The sequence below is a fragment of the Candidatus Nebulibacter yamunensis genome (assembly GCF_024208055.1).
In the GTDB taxonomy this organism is placed as follows: domain Bacteria; phylum Pseudomonadota; class Gammaproteobacteria; order Francisellales; family Francisellaceae; genus Caedibacter; species Caedibacter lacustris.
Genome location: NZ_JAMBMW010000018.1, coordinates 12,555 through 28,711 on the forward strand (window position 1 = coordinate 12,555; position 16,157 = coordinate 28,711).

General features: G+C 38.6%; 20 protein-coding genes. 11 read left to right on the forward strand and 9 right to left on the reverse strand.

The features are described from left to right. Nucleotides 1-6: 6 nt before the first annotated feature. From M1V25_RS08055 to M1V25_RS08080, 6 genes are all read right to left on the reverse strand, one after another. A complete protein-coding gene (locus tag M1V25_RS08055) occupies nucleotides 7-687 on the reverse strand; it encodes an OmpA family protein (RefSeq protein ID WP_498842956.1) in 681 nt (226 codons plus the stop codon). A 60-nt stretch (nucleotides 688-747) separates the two neighbouring features. Further along, nucleotides 748-2,067 carry a Tol-Pal system beta propeller repeat protein TolB gene (gene tolB, locus M1V25_RS08060; RefSeq protein WP_498842957.1) on the reverse strand — a complete coding sequence of 440 codons (1,320 nt, stop codon included), beginning with the start codon at nucleotides 2,065-2,067 and terminating at the stop codon, nucleotides 748-750. Between the two features lie 3 nt (nucleotides 2,068-2,070). Beyond that, nucleotides 2,071-3,063, reverse strand: coding sequence for a hypothetical protein (locus tag M1V25_RS08065; protein ID WP_116964422.1), 993 nt, complete (start codon nucleotides 3,061-3,063; stop codon nucleotides 2,071-2,073). Beyond that, nucleotides 3,047-3,478, reverse strand: coding sequence for a protein TolR (gene tolR, locus M1V25_RS08070; RefSeq protein WP_239986775.1), 432 nt, complete (start codon nucleotides 3,476-3,478; stop codon nucleotides 3,047-3,049). Before tolR ends, M1V25_RS08065 begins: the two co-directional genes overlap by 17 nt. Then, nucleotides 3,478-4,173 carry a protein TolQ gene (tolQ, locus tag M1V25_RS08075; RefSeq protein WP_498842958.1) on the reverse strand — a complete coding sequence of 232 codons (696 nt, stop codon included), beginning with the start codon at nucleotides 4,171-4,173 and terminating at the stop codon, nucleotides 3,478-3,480. The genes tolR and tolQ overlap by 1 nt, the downstream gene beginning before the upstream one ends. A 241-nt stretch (nucleotides 4,174-4,414) precedes the next feature. After that, the gene (locus M1V25_RS08080; RefSeq protein ID WP_116964424.1) at nucleotides 4,415-5,200 is read right to left on the reverse strand and encodes an enoyl-ACP reductase FabI; all 786 of its coding nucleotides are present in this window, start codon (nucleotides 5,198-5,200) and stop codon (nucleotides 4,415-4,417) included. Between the two features lie 288 nt (nucleotides 5,201-5,488). Between M1V25_RS08080 and M1V25_RS08085 the strand changes: the two genes are divergently transcribed. From M1V25_RS08085 to M1V25_RS08110, 6 genes are all read left to right on the forward strand, one after another. Continuing rightward, entirely contained in the window at nucleotides 5,489-6,118 is a 630-nt protein-coding gene (locus M1V25_RS08085) for an LOG family protein (protein WP_116964451.1), read from the forward strand. Nucleotides 6,119-6,127: 9 nt separating this feature from the next. Continuing rightward, a complete protein-coding gene (locus M1V25_RS08090; protein WP_116964425.1) occupies nucleotides 6,128-6,379 on the forward strand; it encodes a hypothetical protein in 252 nt (83 codons plus the stop codon). A gap of 45 nt (nucleotides 6,380-6,424) precedes the next feature. Further along, nucleotides 6,425-7,054 (forward strand): DNA-3-methyladenine glycosylase, encoded by a 630-nt coding sequence (locus M1V25_RS08095; protein ID WP_498842959.1) that lies wholly within the window; start codon nucleotides 6,425-6,427, stop codon nucleotides 7,052-7,054. 242 nt (nucleotides 7,055-7,296) lie between these two features. Continuing rightward, on the forward strand, nucleotides 7,297-8,472 hold the full coding sequence (sucC, locus tag M1V25_RS08100; RefSeq protein WP_116964426.1) for an ADP-forming succinate--CoA ligase subunit beta: 1,176 nt from the start codon (nucleotides 7,297-7,299) through the stop codon (nucleotides 8,470-8,472). Further along, the gene (gene sucD / locus M1V25_RS08105) at nucleotides 8,469-9,356 is read left to right on the forward strand and encodes a succinate--CoA ligase subunit alpha (RefSeq protein ID WP_116964427.1); all 888 of its coding nucleotides are present in this window, start codon (nucleotides 8,469-8,471) and stop codon (nucleotides 9,354-9,356) included. The genes sucC and sucD overlap by 4 nt, the downstream gene beginning before the upstream one ends. Before the next feature lie 135 nt (nucleotides 9,357-9,491). Next, nucleotides 9,492-9,764 carry a hypothetical protein gene (locus M1V25_RS08110; RefSeq protein WP_116964428.1) on the forward strand — a complete coding sequence of 91 codons (273 nt, stop codon included), beginning with the start codon at nucleotides 9,492-9,494 and terminating at the stop codon, nucleotides 9,762-9,764. A gap of 62 nt (nucleotides 9,765-9,826) precedes the next feature. On the opposite strand, the gene M1V25_RS08115 is transcribed toward M1V25_RS08110, so the two are convergent. Continuing rightward, on the reverse strand, nucleotides 9,827-10,177 hold the full coding sequence (locus M1V25_RS08115; protein ID WP_116964429.1) for an outer membrane protein assembly factor BamE: 351 nt from the start codon (nucleotides 10,175-10,177) through the stop codon (nucleotides 9,827-9,829). A 26-nt stretch (nucleotides 10,178-10,203) separates the two neighbouring features. After that, nucleotides 10,204-10,791 carry a D-sedoheptulose-7-phosphate isomerase gene (locus tag M1V25_RS08120; protein ID WP_116964430.1) on the reverse strand — a complete coding sequence of 196 codons (588 nt, stop codon included), beginning with the start codon at nucleotides 10,789-10,791 and terminating at the stop codon, nucleotides 10,204-10,206. A gap of 120 nt (nucleotides 10,792-10,911) precedes the next feature. Between M1V25_RS08120 and M1V25_RS08125 the strand changes: the two genes are divergently transcribed. Further along, nucleotides 10,912-11,646: a hypothetical protein gene (locus M1V25_RS08125; protein WP_157966649.1), complete on the forward strand. Its 735-nt coding sequence runs from the start codon at nucleotides 10,912-10,914 to the stop codon at nucleotides 11,644-11,646. Here the strand turns inward: M1V25_RS08125 and M1V25_RS08130 are convergent. Continuing rightward, entirely contained in the window at nucleotides 11,643-12,275 is a 633-nt protein-coding gene (locus tag M1V25_RS08130) for an HAD family hydrolase (RefSeq protein ID WP_116964432.1), read from the reverse strand. The two genes, M1V25_RS08125 and M1V25_RS08130, sit on opposite strands and share 4 nt — an antisense overlap. A gap of 143 nt (nucleotides 12,276-12,418) precedes the next feature. Here M1V25_RS08130 and M1V25_RS08135 point away from each other — a divergent pair, with 143 nt between their 5' ends. The 4 genes from M1V25_RS08135 (at nucleotide 12,419) to M1V25_RS08150 (ending at nucleotide 16,108) form a co-directional block, all read left to right on the forward strand. Further along, complete coding sequence (locus tag M1V25_RS08135; RefSeq protein WP_116964433.1) at nucleotides 12,419-13,024, forward strand: peroxiredoxin; 606 nt, start codon at nucleotides 12,419-12,421, stop codon at nucleotides 13,022-13,024. A gap of 149 nt (nucleotides 13,025-13,173) precedes the next feature. Then, nucleotides 13,174-14,451: an LbtU family siderophore porin gene (locus M1V25_RS08140; RefSeq protein ID WP_498842960.1), complete on the forward strand. Its 1,278-nt coding sequence runs from the start codon at nucleotides 13,174-13,176 to the stop codon at nucleotides 14,449-14,451. 143 nt (nucleotides 14,452-14,594) lie between these two features. Beyond that, complete coding sequence (locus M1V25_RS08145; protein ID WP_116964435.1) at nucleotides 14,595-15,509, forward strand: lysophospholipid acyltransferase family protein; 915 nt, start codon at nucleotides 14,595-14,597, stop codon at nucleotides 15,507-15,509. Further along, nucleotides 15,509-16,108: a DUF3261 domain-containing protein gene (locus M1V25_RS08150; protein ID WP_116964436.1), complete on the forward strand. Its 600-nt coding sequence runs from the start codon at nucleotides 15,509-15,511 to the stop codon at nucleotides 16,106-16,108. Before M1V25_RS08145 ends, M1V25_RS08150 begins: the two co-directional genes overlap by 1 nt. The last annotated feature ends 49 nt before the right edge of the window (nucleotides 16,109-16,157 follow it).

The window sequence follows — 16,157 nt, forward strand, 5'->3', positions numbered from 1 at the left end:
TATCCATTAACCGCATTGTTGACCAAATTCAAGCTCAGTGCGGCGATCCAAATAATAAGCATGCTGACGTGCTTTGGCTTTACATGCCACATTTTCAGTGGATCCACACATTTGTGCATAAAATTGAGAAGGAGCCGCAGCAGGTTGTGATTTACCGTAACTCACCGTGCAAACATCTCCTCCTGTTACACCTTGTTGTAACAAGTATTGACGCACATTATCGGCGCGACGCTGACCAAGGTTTAAGTTATATTTTTCACTTCCGCGTGGATCAGTGTGACCTGCTAAGCGAATCGGTTGATTGTATTTCAATAAATAACTCGCTACTTGATTTAAGCAGCTTTTTGCATCAGCGGTAAGCTCTGTACTATCAAACGCAAAATAGACACGCTGACATGACGACATACTATTTAATGCTGCCATCATTTGTTGTTGCTGTTTAGGGGTATATTGACCAATATTAGCAATTTGACTTTGCAAGTCAGCAATACTTTGACTATCCAAGCTACCAGCTTGACCTAGTGCATTTGTTTCAACGTCAGAATTTGTTGCACTTGTCCCCAAACCACCTTCGGGTCCAATTCCTTCAATCGGAGCCTGCCTCTGTGAAGCGCAACCTGCAACGAATAATATCGATAATAAACTAGCCATTGCCAAAAGATTTTTTTTTGTTTGTTTATTTGCCATTTTTAGTCCTTAATTATTTTTTTACTACCCGTGATTTTTAGAAAATCAGAATACTATAATTTATATCATCTGTGACCATGCAGGAGATTGCACTGCTCCTACGGTATTGGATGGTAAGGTAATTTGCACCTTGCCGTCAATGGATACCATCGCTAGATTTGCCCCTCCCCCTACTTGCCCTTGACTGTAGATAATCATATTGCCATCAGGGGAAACGCTTGGCGAAGAATCCATTTGTCCTTGTGTGAGTACTGTAATTTTTTGAGTCGCTAGATCAACTTTTGCGATTTGAGTACCCGAATTACCATCTTTCTGATACATAAATACAATGTTTTGACCATTTGGCGTATACTGCGGATCAAAAGCTTGATTTGGTCCATAGGTTAAGCGCTCAGATGAAGGGTATTTACTGTTAATATCAGTGATATAAATCTGCGGACTCCCGCCCCGATTAGAAACGAATGCTAACTGCTTGCCTGAGGGTGAAAAGGCAGGTGCGGTATTGATACCATTTAAGGTTAATTTCTTATAAAGCTTATCATTATTCAAATTCATCAAATAAATATTCGTGTTTTCCGAATACCCTTGTGATAAGGCCATAGCTAGTGTATTTCCATCTGGTGAGAACGCAGGTGAGCTATTAATACCCTGATAACTTGCCACTTTTTTGCGTTGCCCAGTGTACACCTCAATCGTATAAATCGCCATATTTCCTCTGCTATAACTTACATAAGCAATAGTTTTGCCATCCTTTGACCAACTGGGTGACATGATCGGTTCTTTTGTTTGACGTAACAATACATGGGGATTAAAACCATCATAATCTGACACAATGAGCTGATATACGGCTTTTTTTGTATCATAAGGATTTTCAACGTCTACATAGACAAGCTTAGAAGTAAAATAACCTTTGCTACCTGTGATTGCTTCATAAATGAAATTACTAATTGTATGGGCAACCGATCGTAGTTGATTACTTTTGATATTGTTAAATTTACGTGCACTTAACACACTGTTACTTAATTTACTGACTAGCTCATAGCTTATATCATAGCTACCACCATTATCTTGAACCTCCCCAATCACAATGTAATCTGCCGACCATTTGGACCAATTGATCTCACTCACACGATTAAGTTTTTGCCGAAAATCCTTTGTTTGTGGCGCCAAACGACCTGAGTTTCTTAAATCATCTGCAATCACGTAAGAAATGCCATCTGGTACTTCAGTATTTTTAGGGTAGGCACCACTAAATGGCATTACCGCCACAGGAATTTGCTGTGAGACGCCTTGGGTAATGTTAATCGTAAGCCTTGCTTGTATTGCTACTGTCGACACAACTAAAAAAATCATTGTCAAAGCTTGGAATAGTTTTTGCATTGTTTATCCTTGTTCACCAAATTGAAAATCAATACCTTCTGATATGAGTTTTTTTGCACCAATATCGTTTGGTAAAGTAGGTGCTTGTACGTTTTTAAATGCTAATAATAATGACCGATCACATTGCATATTACCACTAGAAACGAAAATCGTTGGTGTGCGTCCTGGAATAACCGTCACTGTAGGCAACTGATTTGCACTGATTTTACGGCAATCATCCATTATCCATACGGCTTCAATACGTGCCTTATACGCTTGAGCATAAGTCTGTAGAGCTTTTTGCGTTGCACTTTGTGCGGCTAGTTCAGCGCTTTGGGCATTTAAATCATTTAATGCTGATTGCTGTAAAGCCTTTAATGCCTCTTGCTGACGAACTTTGGCTTGTGCTTGTTGCTCTAATTTGAGCACTTTTTGGCGTTCAAGCTCAGCTGCTTTAGATTGTGCTTCTTGCTTTAGTTTTTGTTCTTTTTCTTTCTGCTCTTTTTGTGCTTTTTCACGTAACACCTGTTGCTTTTTTTCTTCTACTTGAATCTTGAGTTTTTCCTCTTGTGCTTTTTGTTTTGCTTCTTCAGCAAGCCTTAGCTGTTCTTGACGTACGGCTTCTTGTTTTGCTTGAGTCAGCTTTTCTTCCATTTCTTTTATTTTATCCTGGCGTTTGCGCGCTTGAATTTGTTGTTGCTCATAAACTTGTTGCACAGCTTGATAGGCTTTTAACTCTTTATCTAAGTCTTCGCTAGATATCGCTTGAGCTTGCACAATCTCTTTATTTGAGATGTTTACAAGCGGAAGATTAGCAGTTAGGTTTAAGGTTTGTTTATTACTCTGCAATATTGCCTTTAATGCCACCAAACCAATCAGCAAACCAATATGTAATAACACGGAATAAACGAAACTACGACGCTCAAACGTTTTTGTGACACTTACATAGATTAGTTTTATTTGGTCAAATACTGCTTTTTTTGTTGCCTTACGCATATGACTATCGTTGCGAGTCATCGGTTACCAATCCCACACTTGCTACACCCGCTTTTTGCAATAACACCATTGCTTCTACAACCTGTCCATAGCTTGCATTTTTATCGCCTCGCACATACACCTGTTTACCTTTATCTTGAGATAAGGTAGTACTAATAATACTTGTAAGCTGCGCTGCTGTAAGCGCGGTATTCTCATTGTTACGATTTAAGAAATATTGCCCTTGCTGATTGACGGTAACAATCAAGGGCTTTTGATCAGTTGGTGGAATCTTCTGTGCCTGAGCCTGTGGCAAATCGACCTTGACCCCTTGGGTGAGCATTGGTGCAGTGATCATAAAAATAACCAAAAGCACAAGCATCACGTCAATATAAGGAACAACATTAATTTCAACCATCGCCTTACCTGTGGTACGGCGAGAGTGTTTACGACGCATTATAGTTCCTCGCTGATACCTGGTTTATATGCTTCACGATAAAGCAAAGTACAAAGCTCATCTTGAAAATTCTCATATTCCAATAACATTGCATCTACTGCACGCGAATAGCGGTTATAACCCACAACCGCAGGAATCGCAACAAATAAACCCAATGCAGTGGCAATTAAGGCTTCAGCAATATGAGGAGCCACCATTGACAAAGTAGCCTGCTCAACGCCACTTAGCGCGGTAAAGGAAGCCATAATTCCCCACACAGTTCCTAATAATCCAACGTAAGGCGCAATCGAACCAATCGTGCCTAAAAGTGAAATTTGATGTTCAAGCTTTTGGCTTTCTTGCATCATGGCAACACGCATTGAACGCTCAACCCCTTCCAATACAATATCACCATGCAAAGCTGACTGTTTACGTAAACGCATAAACTCACGAAAACCGCAACTAAATAAATACGACATGCCCTGTGCTTTTTGCTTATTATGCTGTAACTGCTGATAGACTTTACTGATGTTACCACTTGACCAAAATTCCTTTACAAATGATTTTGCTTCAAGCCTTGCGCTTTTAATCACATGATAACGTTGGATCATAATCGCCCATGACCAAACTGAACCCACAATTAAAATTAATATAATAAGCTGCACCACAATATCTGCATTTAAAACCAAATGCCAAAAAGATAAATTATTGGACACACAAACCCCGCTATTGCTATTAATACAATGGCTTTATTATATGATGATTACATAAATTACCAAAGCCTATTACGGCGAAATTGCAAAAACACTGTAGGATTGTTTGCTTAATCAAAATCAATAAAATTTAAGTGATCCTCACTGACATTGCATTAAGACAAATGCTTGCTATTCCAAAAGCAAGTAAGTGTTGAGAATGCTAATTGCCATATTTCACTCTTCCTTTCCTTTGAAGCATTAACTAATTAATTGCACCCATACTGACACAATGGTAACCAGCATCGACATGAATCACCTCGCCAGTAATTCCACTTGCTAAGTCAGACGCTAAAAATGCAACTGTGTTTCCAACCTCCAAAATATCAATATTTCTTTTAAGCGGTGCGACTTGTGCATTATAATCCAACATTTTTCTAAAACTTTTGATCCCTGATGCTGCTAACGTTCGAATTGGTCCTGCTGAAACTGCATTAGCACGAATACCTTCTGCACCTAAAGATAGTGCTGTATAGCGAACGGTTGCCTCTAAAGCTGCTTTGGCAACTCCCATTGTGTTATAGCTTGGCATAGCACGCTCGGCACCTAAATAGGTTAAGGTTGTAACGGAGGAGTTTCTACCTTGCATCATTTTACGCCCTGCCTTTGCTAGTGCTGCAAAACTATATGCACTAATATCATGTGAAATCTTAAATCCTTCGCGTGTTACAGCCGATATAAAATCTCCTTCTAACTGATCAGCAGGTGCATATGCGACCGAATGAACGATTCCATCCAAACCCTCCCAGTTTTGTCCTAAAATTGTGAAGACATTTTCAATTTGCTCATCACTTGTCACATCACATTCAATCAGTGCAGCAGGATGATAATGCTCCGTGAGCTTTTCAATACGCTCTTTGAAACGTTCATTTTGATAAGTAAACGCAAGTTCAGCACCTTCACGGTGCATCGCTTCTGCCACACCATAAGCAATCGATTTATTGCTTAGTAACCCAACGATTAGAACCTTTTTGTCTTTTAAAAAACCCATTGATTTTCCTTAATTTTTAATTAACAAACCGATACACCTATTTATTATGCAATAATTTATCATTTGCTGCAGCAACTAACATAGCATGAATGCTAGATTGTGTTACCATACCCACTGACTTACTCCATAGTAATTGTGAATCATCTAAAAGCAAAAACAACAGAAACTAAAAGAAAGAAAATGAATAAAACACGAAAAACATTACACCCACGTGCGCATACTGAGGCCACGACTTATGGTAACGTTCACTTTGATCAATCGCGAGCCACATGGAATATTTTTAAAGTCATGTCAGAACTTGTTGAGGGATATGAACGCTTAGATGACATACAACCTGCTGTTAGCATCTTTGGTTCTGCGCGCTTGCCTAGCTCTTCCAAGCATTTTCGCGATGCTGAGGAAATTGCACGCAGGCTCTCAGACAAAGGTTTTAGTATTATTACTGGCGGCGGACACGGGATTATGGCTGCTGGTAATATCGGTGCCTCAAGGGGGGAAGGAGTAAGCATAGGTTTAAACATTCAATTACCGTTTGAACAAATTCCGAACCAACATCAAGACATCTCACTTCATTATCGCTATTTCTTCACACGCAAAGCAATGTTTGTTAAACATTCAATGGCCTACATTAGCATGCCTGGTGGTTTTGGCACACTTGATGAGCTCTTTGATATTGCAACGCTCGTGCAAACCAAGAAAAAACGCCATATGCCAATTATTCTATTTAACACTCGTTTTTGGAAAGGATTATTGGACTGGGTAAATACTAAGCTTATTGAGGAAGGCGTGATTGGCGAAAACGATCCCAATCTTTTGCTTACAACAGACTCAATAGATGAGGTTGTTGATATTATCAGCAAACATCACGAAGAAAACCAAAACAAAAAAGTTGATAAAAAAGCAGAATTTATTTTTTAAGGAGTATTAATGGATTACCTCCATCAAGCAATCACGAATCTTTTTCAGAATATTTACTATTTGATTGCAGCCTTTACTGTTATTGTCCATCTTGTTTGTACACTTGCAGTGATTCGTGATTTGAATAATTTCACAAAGCATAACGTTACCCCACAAATGCTGCCTAATTTTGCATGGGTGATTACCGTATTAATCAGTGGCATTTGGGGATTATTTATCTACTGGATAATGCATCATTCGAGTTTATGCAGACGCTCGTAGCCATATGTGAAACAGATTTTAATATATACAAACCAAGATGAATAAATGCAAAAATTGGATAAAACGTTTTTTGATAAAGATGCCATTACATTGGCAAAGAGATTGTTGGGGAAAGTAATCTACCGTTATCATCAAGGTATATGGCTTAAAGCACAAATCATTGAAACTGAAAGCTATGAACTAGAAGATAAAGCAAGTCATGCCTCATTGGGTTATACAGAAAAGCGTAAAGCCTTGTTCATGCCGGCTGGTACGATCTATATGTACTATGCCAGAGGTGGAGATTCATTTAATATATCGGCAGCAGGTAAAGGTAATGCCGTGTTAATAAAATCGGCTGTGGCTTTTTTGGATGACAGAGAAGATACTTCGGTTATGTTGCAATGTATGCTTAAACTAAATCCATTAAGAGGTGGTAAACCACGTCAAACTAAGCGTTTATTATCTGGTCAAACCCTGTTGTGTAAGGCTTTGAACCTGAAAGTGTGCGACTGGGATCAACAACAATTCGATGATGTTTTTTATATCGTTGACGTTGGTTACACACCTAATGAGATCATTCAAACTACGCGCTTAGGGATTCCCAAGCATCGAGATCCAGATTTACCCTATCGTTTTATTGACAAGGCTTATGCGCATTTGTCTACCAAAAATCCGTTGACGGTTAAAAAATAAATGTATTCCATCTCAAAAACTCTTTTTACTCTTCGTCAATTGCTTTAAATTTGGATACGCTTAAAAGCCAGTTCGAAATAGGAAAATTATTATTGATTTGGAGACCATAAAAAAACTTTGCCAATTGCTGCTTAACCCCAAATCGATTATAAGGTATACTTGCCCATGTTTTGCCCTTTGTGTGAATAAACGCGCAAAAATATTGTTAAACAAACCATAATAGTAAAAATAGTGAGAAAGATATGAATTTACATGAGTATCAAGCAAAACAGCTTTTTGCTGAATATGGCTTACCCGTTTCTAAGGGTTATGCGGTAGAAAGTGTTGAAGAAGCGTTGGTTGCTGTTGATAAAATTGGTGGTGATACTTGGGTGGTTAAAGCACAGGTTCATGCTGGTGGTCGTGGTAAGGCAGGTGGTGTGAAGCTTGTTTCTAACAAAGAAGATGTTGCAAACTTTGTAAAACGCATGATGAGAACTCGCCTTGTTACTTTTCAAACTGATGAAAAAGGTCAACCCGTCAGCAAGGTTCTTATCGAAAGTTGCACCGATATCGCCAAAGAATTATATCTAAGTGCCGTGGTTGATCGTGGTACACGTCGCATTATTTTTATGGCTTCAACTGAAGGCGGCGTTGAGATTGAAGAAGTTGCTGCTCACGCACCTCATAAAATTTTCAAAGAGATCGTCGATCCGCTTGTCGGTGCACAACCATATCAAGGTCGCAAGCTTGCATTTAAGCTTGGTCTTGACGGCAATCAAATCAAGCAGTTTGTTAAGATTTTTTTAGGTCTTGCCAAGATGTTCCAAGAAAGAGATTTAGAGCTTTTAGAAATTAACCCACTTGTTATTACAAATGAAGCTAACCTTCATTGTTTAGATGCAAAAGTATCGGTTGATAACAATGCCTTATATCGCCAACCGCAATTAGCGGAATGGCGCGATCTGTCTCAAGAAGATGAGCGTGAAGCGCGTGCAGCTGCATGGGAGCTTAACTATGTGGCACTAGATGGTGACATCGGTTGCATGGTTAATGGTGCGGGCTTGGCGATGGCAACAATGGATATTGTTAAACTTCATGGTGGACGTCCTGCTAACTTCTTAGATGTTGGCGGGGGTGCAACCAAAGAACGTGTAGCTGAGGCATTTAAAATCATCCTGTCTGATTCAGCAGTTAAAGGTGTTTTTGTTAATATTTTCGGTGGGATTGTTCGTTGTGACATGATCGCAGAAGGCATTATAGCTGCTGTTGAAGAAGTAGGGGTAAAAGTACCTGTGGTTGTCCGTTTGGCAGGAACAAACGCACAGCTAGGTGCAAAAAAATTAAAAGAAAGTGGCTTGAATATCATTGCAGCTACAGGTTTTACAGATGGTGCGAAGAAAATCATCGAAGCAGTTAAAGAGGTAACTCACGTATGAGCGTATTAGTTAATAAAAACACAAAAGTTATTTGCCAAGGCTTCACAGGTAAGCAAGGTACTTTCCATTCTGATCAAGCAATTGCTTATGGGACAAAAATGGTGGGCGGTGTAACTCCAGGTAAAGGTGGAACAATCCATCTAGGTTTGCCAGTATTTAACACCGTACAAGAAGCTGTTGACGTAGTGCAACCAGATGCAACTGTTATTTATGTGCCAGCGCCTTTCTGTAAGGATTCTATCATAGAAGCTGCAGATGCAGGCATTAAACTTATCGTTTGTATTACAGAAGGCATTCCAGTTATGGATATGCTTAAAACAAAAGTCTACCTAGAACGCTCAGGGTCACGTTTAATCGGTCCAAATTGTCCTGGTGTGATCACACCAGGTGAATGTAAAATTGGTATTATGCCAGGCAATATTCATAAGCCAGGTAAAGTGGGGATTGTTTCTCGCTCCGGCACATTGACTTATGAAGCCGTAAATCAAACTACCGCGCTTGGTTTTGGTCAGTCAACTTGTATCGGAATAGGTGGTGACCCTATCCCTGGTACAAACTTTATTGATGCGCTAGCAATGTTCCAAAACGATCCACAAACTGAAGCAATTATCATGGTTGGTGAAATCGGTGGTTCAGCAGAAGAAGAAGCAGCTGAATATATCAAGCACCATGTTACCAAGCCTGTGGTATCTTATATTGCAGGTGTTACTGCTCCTGCTGGTAAACGTATGGGGCATGCTGGTGCGATTATCTCTGGTGGTAAAGGTACAGCCGCTGAGAAATTTGCTGCATTAGAGGCAGCAGGTGTTGCAGTGAGTAAATCGCCAGCTGAAATGGGTAAAATTCTGCAACAAGTAACTGGCTGGACAGTTGAAACGGTTTAAATATTTAGTTGAAGGAAGTCTCGAAAAGTCTTGCTGTCAAACAACAGCAAGACTTTTTTATTTGAGCCCTAAATACTCTAAGCAACTTTGCAACAAACTTTAAAAGAATCCACCTAAAAGATAGGGGGAATAAAAATGGAAAAAATTCGAATTTTTGCTGTTTATTTTGTTTATTACACCGTAATTGGAGCGTTAAGTGCATGGATTCCGCTTACTTGGTTTGGTCTATACTTTGGATTACCTTCTATTTTGATTGCGGCAATTGTTTTATCAGTTTTACGAATATTTGAACTAGGTTCAACGTGTGCATCATTACGATTGGTTTTTTCAGTTAACAGGTTTTCGATTGCGGTATTAGTGTTATTCGTTGTTGATTGCTTATATACGATTTGGGTTATTTATATATGATTTGGGTTCTTTACAACACCTTTAGTTATTTATGAATTTTTATAACAAACTGGTAAAAACCGTTAGTTACTCACATAAATAGTTCCAGGAGGGGAATAATCACCACTGACGCTAATCAATTTATTGTCTTTAAAAGTCAAAATAAGTTGTTTGTCATTGCGTGGTGCATCATACGATTGTTGGTAACTATAAATATAATTCCATTGATTTTGGTCAAATGGATCAATAATATCAGGTGAGCCCAAGATGTATTTGATCTGTTCGGGTGTCATACCTGGCTTGATCTGCTGCATTACATTTTGTGGCAAGATCTTTCCTTGTTGTATTGGTGGGGTATAAGGACTGAAAATACTACACCCCGAAAACGCCAAGACGCTTAGTAAACAAACTGAAATAAGTAATCTATTTTGCATCGTTTAATCTATCTATTTATGTTTTTTTATACTCCAAAAAGTCCGCGATCAAGGGTATCACATAGGCAGTTAATAACGATTAGCTGTCCTTCGTGAATACAAGTCGTCTTATCGGAGGGGATGCGAATTTCAACATCACTGGGCTGATACATGTGGCGTAGTTTACCACCATCTTTGCCGGTTAAGCTAATGATATGCATATTTTTTTCATGTGCAATCTTAATTGCTTCAATAATGTTTTCCGCGTTGCCACTCGTAGTAATACATAGCAAAACGTCTTCAGCCTGCCCTAGTGCACTGATTTGCTGAGCAAAAATCGACTTGTAAGCTTGATCATTGGCAATGGCACTTAAAACTGTGCTATTAGACGCAAGTGAAATTGCAGGCAGTGCAGGGCGCTCCATCAAAAAACGGTGGATCAGCTGAGTGCTAAAGTAGTTAGCTAAAGCCGCTGTGCCACCATTGCCACAGGTAAGGACTTTTTTTCCATTTACAATGGTTGAAACCAGCATTTGACCTGCATGTGCAATAGCGTCAGCTAGACTATCGGCAATTAGGATGCTGGTTTGAATTGAATGACTAAAATGATCTTTGACACGTTCAGATAAATCCATGCTAAATTCCTGCTATCTAAGGATTGCTATAAACTATAGATTTGATTAATCTGCCACAATAAAATTTTTAGGTCAAATGGCTTTGCAGGAATTATTGATATGAGAAATAGAGGTGCAATTATGAATACACTTAATGTTGCATGGAATTTGTACCGCTCTACATTGAAAGTATGCTTCATATTTGCGCTTGTCAGTGCGGTTATTGCTGAATATTTTAAGCTTTATGCACTAAACGCTGGCGTTGGAGAAATTATCCATGCTTATATGCAAAGTGGGCAAATCCCAGCCACACTACCTGATGCCGAAGTATTAGCACTGTTGGGTTTAAGTTCGATGTTTATCACAATGTGTGTTTATGGATTGTTGATTTGTATTGGAGGAGAGTATTTTAAAGAAGGTGTCATAAAACCTGAGCTTATGAAAAATGCCTTTGCAATATTTAGAAAGCGTTTCGGTTTGTTTTTGCTTGTTTGCATTTTAAATGGATTTCTGTGGTTTTTAGCTAGCTTTTTAAGCATATTTGGATTTTGGTTGGTAACGAGCTTCACGCTTATATTATTACCCACTGTTTTACTCGGTAATGTCGGTGTGTGGATGAGCTTTCGTGAAAATTTTCGCTTGCTAGGTAGCAACGTATTATATGCGCTGCAATTGGGATTTATTATAGTTGCCATATTGCTAATTAAATACGTAGTTTATGCGCTATTTGCTGCAATTGGCGATGGCGTTAGTTTTGGTATTAATCATGTCGTAATTATCTTTATTGATGCTTTTAGCTTAGCGTTCATCGTCATGGTGATGGTGGCAGCATTTTATGAGTTAAATGCGAAAGATGATTTGCCAATAGAAAATTAAGGGTAAATCGTCCGCATATCCGTGACCATCATATTGGCTTTAACGGCATTAATTAATCCTGGTTTACCATCCTCAAAAACATGACACTTATCACATTCAACACCAAGCCTGTCAGCTATTAAAGTAAAGGCTTCAGGGTATTCTTTGGTAGGGTGGTCATCATCTGCGGTAATAATGAACTCGAATAAATTTTTTATGTTTAGTGTATCAAGCGTTTTAAGAACGTTTTGACATGATCCTCCTGAAATGACAACCATTGGTAGTTTACCGTGGTACCTTTTTATAAGATCAACTATTGGAGTGATTGGAATGACTTTGTTGATACTTTGTTCAGCAAGGCTCTCTTTTTCATGCGCAAGTTTATGTAGATCAAAACGTGTTTGATCTATGTGTGAGGTGAGCTTTTTTAAGATTTGTAACGTCGGAATGCCATTATAGTGGGTAAGCTCATCCGTACTTAAATTAAATTGGTGCCGTTTGGCAATAGTATGCCATGCTTCGTTATGAATAATCATGCTATCGGCAATGGTGCCATCGCAGTCAAAAATAAGTGCTTGAGTTTTGGGATGGATGTAGATCATGGTATTTCTCACAGATTTTGATAAATTTTGCTGTACCATTATTGACATAATTATCAAGCTTTAGCAAACTTTTGCGCACTGAATTTGATTCAATAACTTTATTTGCCATGACCTGTATATAAGCCTTGAGCTTACTTATAGGCTGAAATAAAGCTTAACTATACATGGCATACGAAAACAAGGAGAAAGAAATGAGTGTTTTAGTAGGGCGCAAAGCGCCAGAATTTACAGCAGCAGCCGTATTGGCTTCAGGTGAAATCGTCAATGCTCTTGAGTTTAGTAAGGCGCGTAATGACAAATATGCCGCCGTTGTATTTTACCCATTGGATTTCACATTTGTTTGTCCATCTGAGCTTATTGCTTTAGATAAACGTGTTGATGAGCTTAAAAAATTAGGTGTGGAAGTATTTGCAGTGTCGATTGATTCTCAATTTACTCACAACGCTTGGCGCAATACCCCAATCAACCAAGGTGGTATTGGTGCGGTTAACTATACAATGGTTGCTGATGTTGATCATAGCATTGTTAAAGCCTATGGTGTTGAGCATCCCGAAGCTGCTGTTGCTTTCCGTGGTACTTTTTTAATTGACAAAGAAGGTGTAGTTAGACATCAAGTAGTGAATGACCTTCCACTTGGTCGCAATATGGATGAATTAATACGTATGGTCAAAGCACTCCAATTCTATGAAAAGCATGGTGAAGTTTGCCCTGCTGGTTGGAAGGAAGGTGATAAAGGGATGAGTGCATCACCTGAGGGCGTTGCCAGTTATTTGGCAGAAAATGCAGAATCTTTGTAATTTTTATTAAAAAATGATATGAATTGCTTGAAAATTTAAAATAAAGTGTTACCTTTGTCGGGGTGTAGTTTTTAAGACGGTTAGAATACCGCGAGAAAAGGAATAAAAATTTAATAAAAATAAGTTTTAAAACAGTTGAGGAGAAACTAATGAAACTTAAGATGATCGTAGCAGCGGTTGCTGCAACTGCAAGCGCTTCAGCTTTTGCAGCTGGTTCAATGAATGATCAAGTACAAAACGGTGGCGGTATCGTTAACGTTCGTACAGATGCGCAATATGCGCAACAAATGCTAAACAACCAGCAGGTAACTGGTTCTGTATTGAATATTTTGAATGCACGTCAATCAGGTGATCTAGCCTCTAACGCTATCTATATTGGTGGAAAAGGTGAGATTTACGCGCAATATCAGAATACTTCAAGTGCCCCTAATTCAAACAATAACAGTAAAACTGAAATTAAAATGCCTTATGCTGATTTAGCATTTACATCAACTATTGGTGATTGGGTAAGTGGTTTTGCTGATATTCAAGTTAATAATGCTGCTAGTAGTAGTGTAATATTGCCAAGTGCTTATTTTATTTTTGGTAACTTGTCTAAGTCTCCATTCTACGCATTTGGTGGTAAAAAAGTAGTTGAATTTGGTAAATTTGATTCAGTCACTAACTTTATGCCAACCTTAACCCGTGCTTACTTTATGGCTTATGGTGGTCAAGTCGGTGCTGGTTTTACTATGAATGGTTTAGACGTTGTTGCTACTTTAATGAATGGTAAAGGCACTGCAATGATGAACTCTCAAGCATCAAGTGCACAACAAATTAATGATTTTGCAATTAATGCTTCATATAACGGTAAAGCAGGTAACTTAGGCTACTATGCAGGTGCGGGTTATATTAATGCAACAGGTTTCTCTGGTAATCCAACTGGTGCAAATAACAAAATGGTGGGTGCATTAGATTTTAACGCTGGTTTCAACATCCAAGGTCTTGCAGTTAATGGTGAGTTTTTAGTAACAACTTCTGGCGTTCATGGTATGAATAAGACTGCATTTGGTTCTAATACCATTCCTGGCGTTGCATCTCATCCTGATACAGCAGGGGCAACAGCGTTTGCTATTAATGCACTTCCAACGTTAATTACTTTTGGCGGTACAACAGCGGGTGCATCTAATTGTACGGTTAAAGCGTGGAGCTTAGACTCTTCTTACACGATACCTGTTGCTGGTAAAGACATGGTGCCTTATGTATCTTATAGTCAAGTAGCACAAAACTCTGACAATAACTTATATCAATTAGAACTTGGTACGCGTTATAACATTGTCGACACTGTTTGGCTTGGTGGTTCTTATAACTATATGTCTGGTAAATCAACAGGTACCAAAGTGGGTAGCTTCAACACAATTATGTTGGATGCAACTGTTTACTTCTAATCTGACTGATTAGTTTAGATATATTAAAAGGTCGCTGATGCGGCCTTTTTTATTTTGTAGTTTAAGCAAAAAGTGATTTTACAAAAATACCTTGTTAGTATGGCACAACCTTGATCACACTTTCTTTGGTTGAAGGAAATGATATGACTGAAAAGTCACATTTTTACGCTCCTAAATATTGGGGCTTACAATTATTTTTCTTATTCGCGCGGTTGTTTGTGCGATTACCCTATCGCTGGCAAATGCGTTTTGGTGTGCGCCTTGGGCGAATGATATATCCCTTTTTAAGGCGACGTAAACATATTACGATGATTAACCTTAAAATTGCATTTCCAAATAAAAGTACACATGAACTTACTGTATTGTGTAAAAAATGCTTTGATTCGATTGCGGTTTCTGGGATTGAAACGATGATTGCCTGGTTTATGCCTAAGCATCAATTTCAAAAGATCAAAATTGATACACATGGTATGGAACATTTTGAAAACGTGCATAATGATCCTAGAAAAGGGGCATTGATGCTGGGCTCACATTTTACTTGTATGGAAATCATTGGGCGATACATTGGGGAAAACTACTCTCCTTTTTATTTGGTATACCAAAAGCATAAAAATACACTTTTTGAGCATACGATGACAACAGCGCGTGAGAAGTATGTAACACAATGTTTACAGCGCAAAAATGTTGTCTCAATCGTTAAGATGCTTAAGCGCAATGCTTCGGTGTGGTATGCCCCAGATCAAGATTTTGGCGCTGAGCGTAGTATATTTGTGCCATTTTTTAGCAAGACTTGTTCGACTTTAGTTGCAACCTCGTGGCTTGCAGAAAAAACATCTGCTAAGGTTATCCCCTGTTATTATACACGTAAAGTAGATTTCTCAGGTTATGACATTTATGTATTGCCTGTGCTTGAAAATTTCCCTTCAGGTGACGATTATCAAGATGCGCTTCGTTATCACCAGATCTTAGAAAAAGCAATTTGTGAGTTTCCAGACCAATATCTATGGCAACATAGGCGTTATAAGTCGCGCCCGCCAGGTGAAGAAGGAGTATATTGATGACTACATGGCGCCAATTACGCTTGATTTTACTTATGGTTTGTATCTTATCATTAACTGCTTGTACCCTATTTAAAACACGTGCAATTAACACACCTAGAGTAGAAGTGTTTAAAAACCAATGGATTACGCTACCAACGCCACAGATGCTGGATTTAGATTTCACTGCAACTCAAATTCTAAGTGCAACGTACAGCATTAAAGGCAAAGCAGAATCCTATATAACAGAAGTGCAAGTTGAAGTAGCACGCAATAAAATCGTTTTGGTTGCAGCAGCTGGTTGGGGAGGGTCGATATTTTCATTGTTATATGATGGTAAAACCATTGAAAGTAGTAGCTTACCGATGCCACATGCCGATATGGGAGTTAAGCAAAGTCTAATTGATTTTATTTTTACTTATGCTCCAACAAATGTATTAAAAACCATGCTTGCTGATAGCCACATAACTCTTGAGGTTGAACCCAACAGACGCTTATTCTATATTGGTACTCAGCTGGTCATGAAGATTGATTATCAAAATCAACAAGATTTATATTCAGTTGTGCACCTCTATAACTATCAATATCATTATCAAATTAAGATTAAGACGTTATTATAGATGAATGATTCCTTTGTTACATGCTTTGAAACTCAAGAGGGTATTTTTT

What these genes read in the sequence shown, in the direction of transcription:
- M1V25_RS08090 (WP_116964425.1), top strand. Translation starts at nt 6,128, where the DNA reads ATGGATTACCTCCATCAAGCAATCACGAATCTTTTTCAGAATATTTAC.
- M1V25_RS08150 (WP_116964436.1), top strand. Translation starts at nt 15,509, where the DNA reads ATGACTACATGGCGCCAATTACGCTTGATTTTACTTATGGTTTGTATC.
- M1V25_RS08080 (WP_116964424.1), bottom strand. Translation starts at nt 5,200, where the DNA reads ATGGGTTTTTTAAAAGACAAAAAGGTTCTAATCGTTGGGTTACTAAGC.
- M1V25_RS08095 (WP_498842959.1), top strand. Translation starts at nt 6,425, where the DNA reads ATGCAAAAATTGGATAAAACGTTTTTTGATAAAGATGCCATTACATTG.
- M1V25_RS08145 (WP_116964435.1), top strand. Translation starts at nt 14,595, where the DNA reads ATGACTGAAAAGTCACATTTTTACGCTCCTAAATATTGGGGCTTACAA.
- M1V25_RS08125 (WP_157966649.1), top strand. Translation starts at nt 10,912, where the DNA reads ATGAATACACTTAATGTTGCATGGAATTTGTACCGCTCTACATTGAAA.
- M1V25_RS08130 (WP_116964432.1), bottom strand. Translation starts at nt 12,275, where the DNA reads ATGTCAATAATGGTACAGCAAAATTTATCAAAATCTGTGAGAAATACC.
- M1V25_RS08115 (WP_116964429.1), bottom strand. Translation starts at nt 10,177, where the DNA reads ATGCAAAATAGATTACTTATTTCAGTTTGTTTACTAAGCGTCTTGGCG.
- tolR (WP_239986775.1), bottom strand. Translation starts at nt 3,478, where the DNA reads ATGCGTCGTAAACACTCTCGCCGTACCACAGGTAAGGCGATGGTTGAA.
- sucD (WP_116964427.1), top strand. Translation starts at nt 8,469, where the DNA reads ATGAGCGTATTAGTTAATAAAAACACAAAAGTTATTTGCCAAGGCTTC.
- M1V25_RS08135 (WP_116964433.1), top strand. Translation starts at nt 12,419, where the DNA reads ATGAGTGTTTTAGTAGGGCGCAAAGCGCCAGAATTTACAGCAGCAGCC.
- M1V25_RS08085 (WP_116964451.1), top strand. Translation starts at nt 5,489, where the DNA reads ATGTCAGAACTTGTTGAGGGATATGAACGCTTAGATGACATACAACCT.
- M1V25_RS08140 (WP_498842960.1), top strand. Translation starts at nt 13,174, where the DNA reads ATGAAACTTAAGATGATCGTAGCAGCGGTTGCTGCAACTGCAAGCGCT.
- M1V25_RS08110 (WP_116964428.1), top strand. Translation starts at nt 9,492, where the DNA reads ATGGAAAAAATTCGAATTTTTGCTGTTTATTTTGTTTATTACACCGTA.
- M1V25_RS08055 (WP_498842956.1), bottom strand. Translation starts at nt 687, where the DNA reads ATGGCAAATAAACAAACAAAAAAAAATCTTTTGGCAATGGCTAGTTTA.
- tolB (WP_498842957.1), bottom strand. Translation starts at nt 2,067, where the DNA reads ATGCAAAAACTATTCCAAGCTTTGACAATGATTTTTTTAGTTGTGTCG.
- M1V25_RS08120 (WP_116964430.1), bottom strand. Translation starts at nt 10,791, where the DNA reads ATGGATTTATCTGAACGTGTCAAAGATCATTTTAGTCATTCAATTCAA.
- sucC (WP_116964426.1), top strand. Translation starts at nt 7,297, where the DNA reads ATGAATTTACATGAGTATCAAGCAAAACAGCTTTTTGCTGAATATGGC.
- M1V25_RS08065 (WP_116964422.1), bottom strand. Translation starts at nt 3,063, where the DNA reads ATGACTCGCAACGATAGTCATATGCGTAAGGCAACAAAAAAAGCAGTA.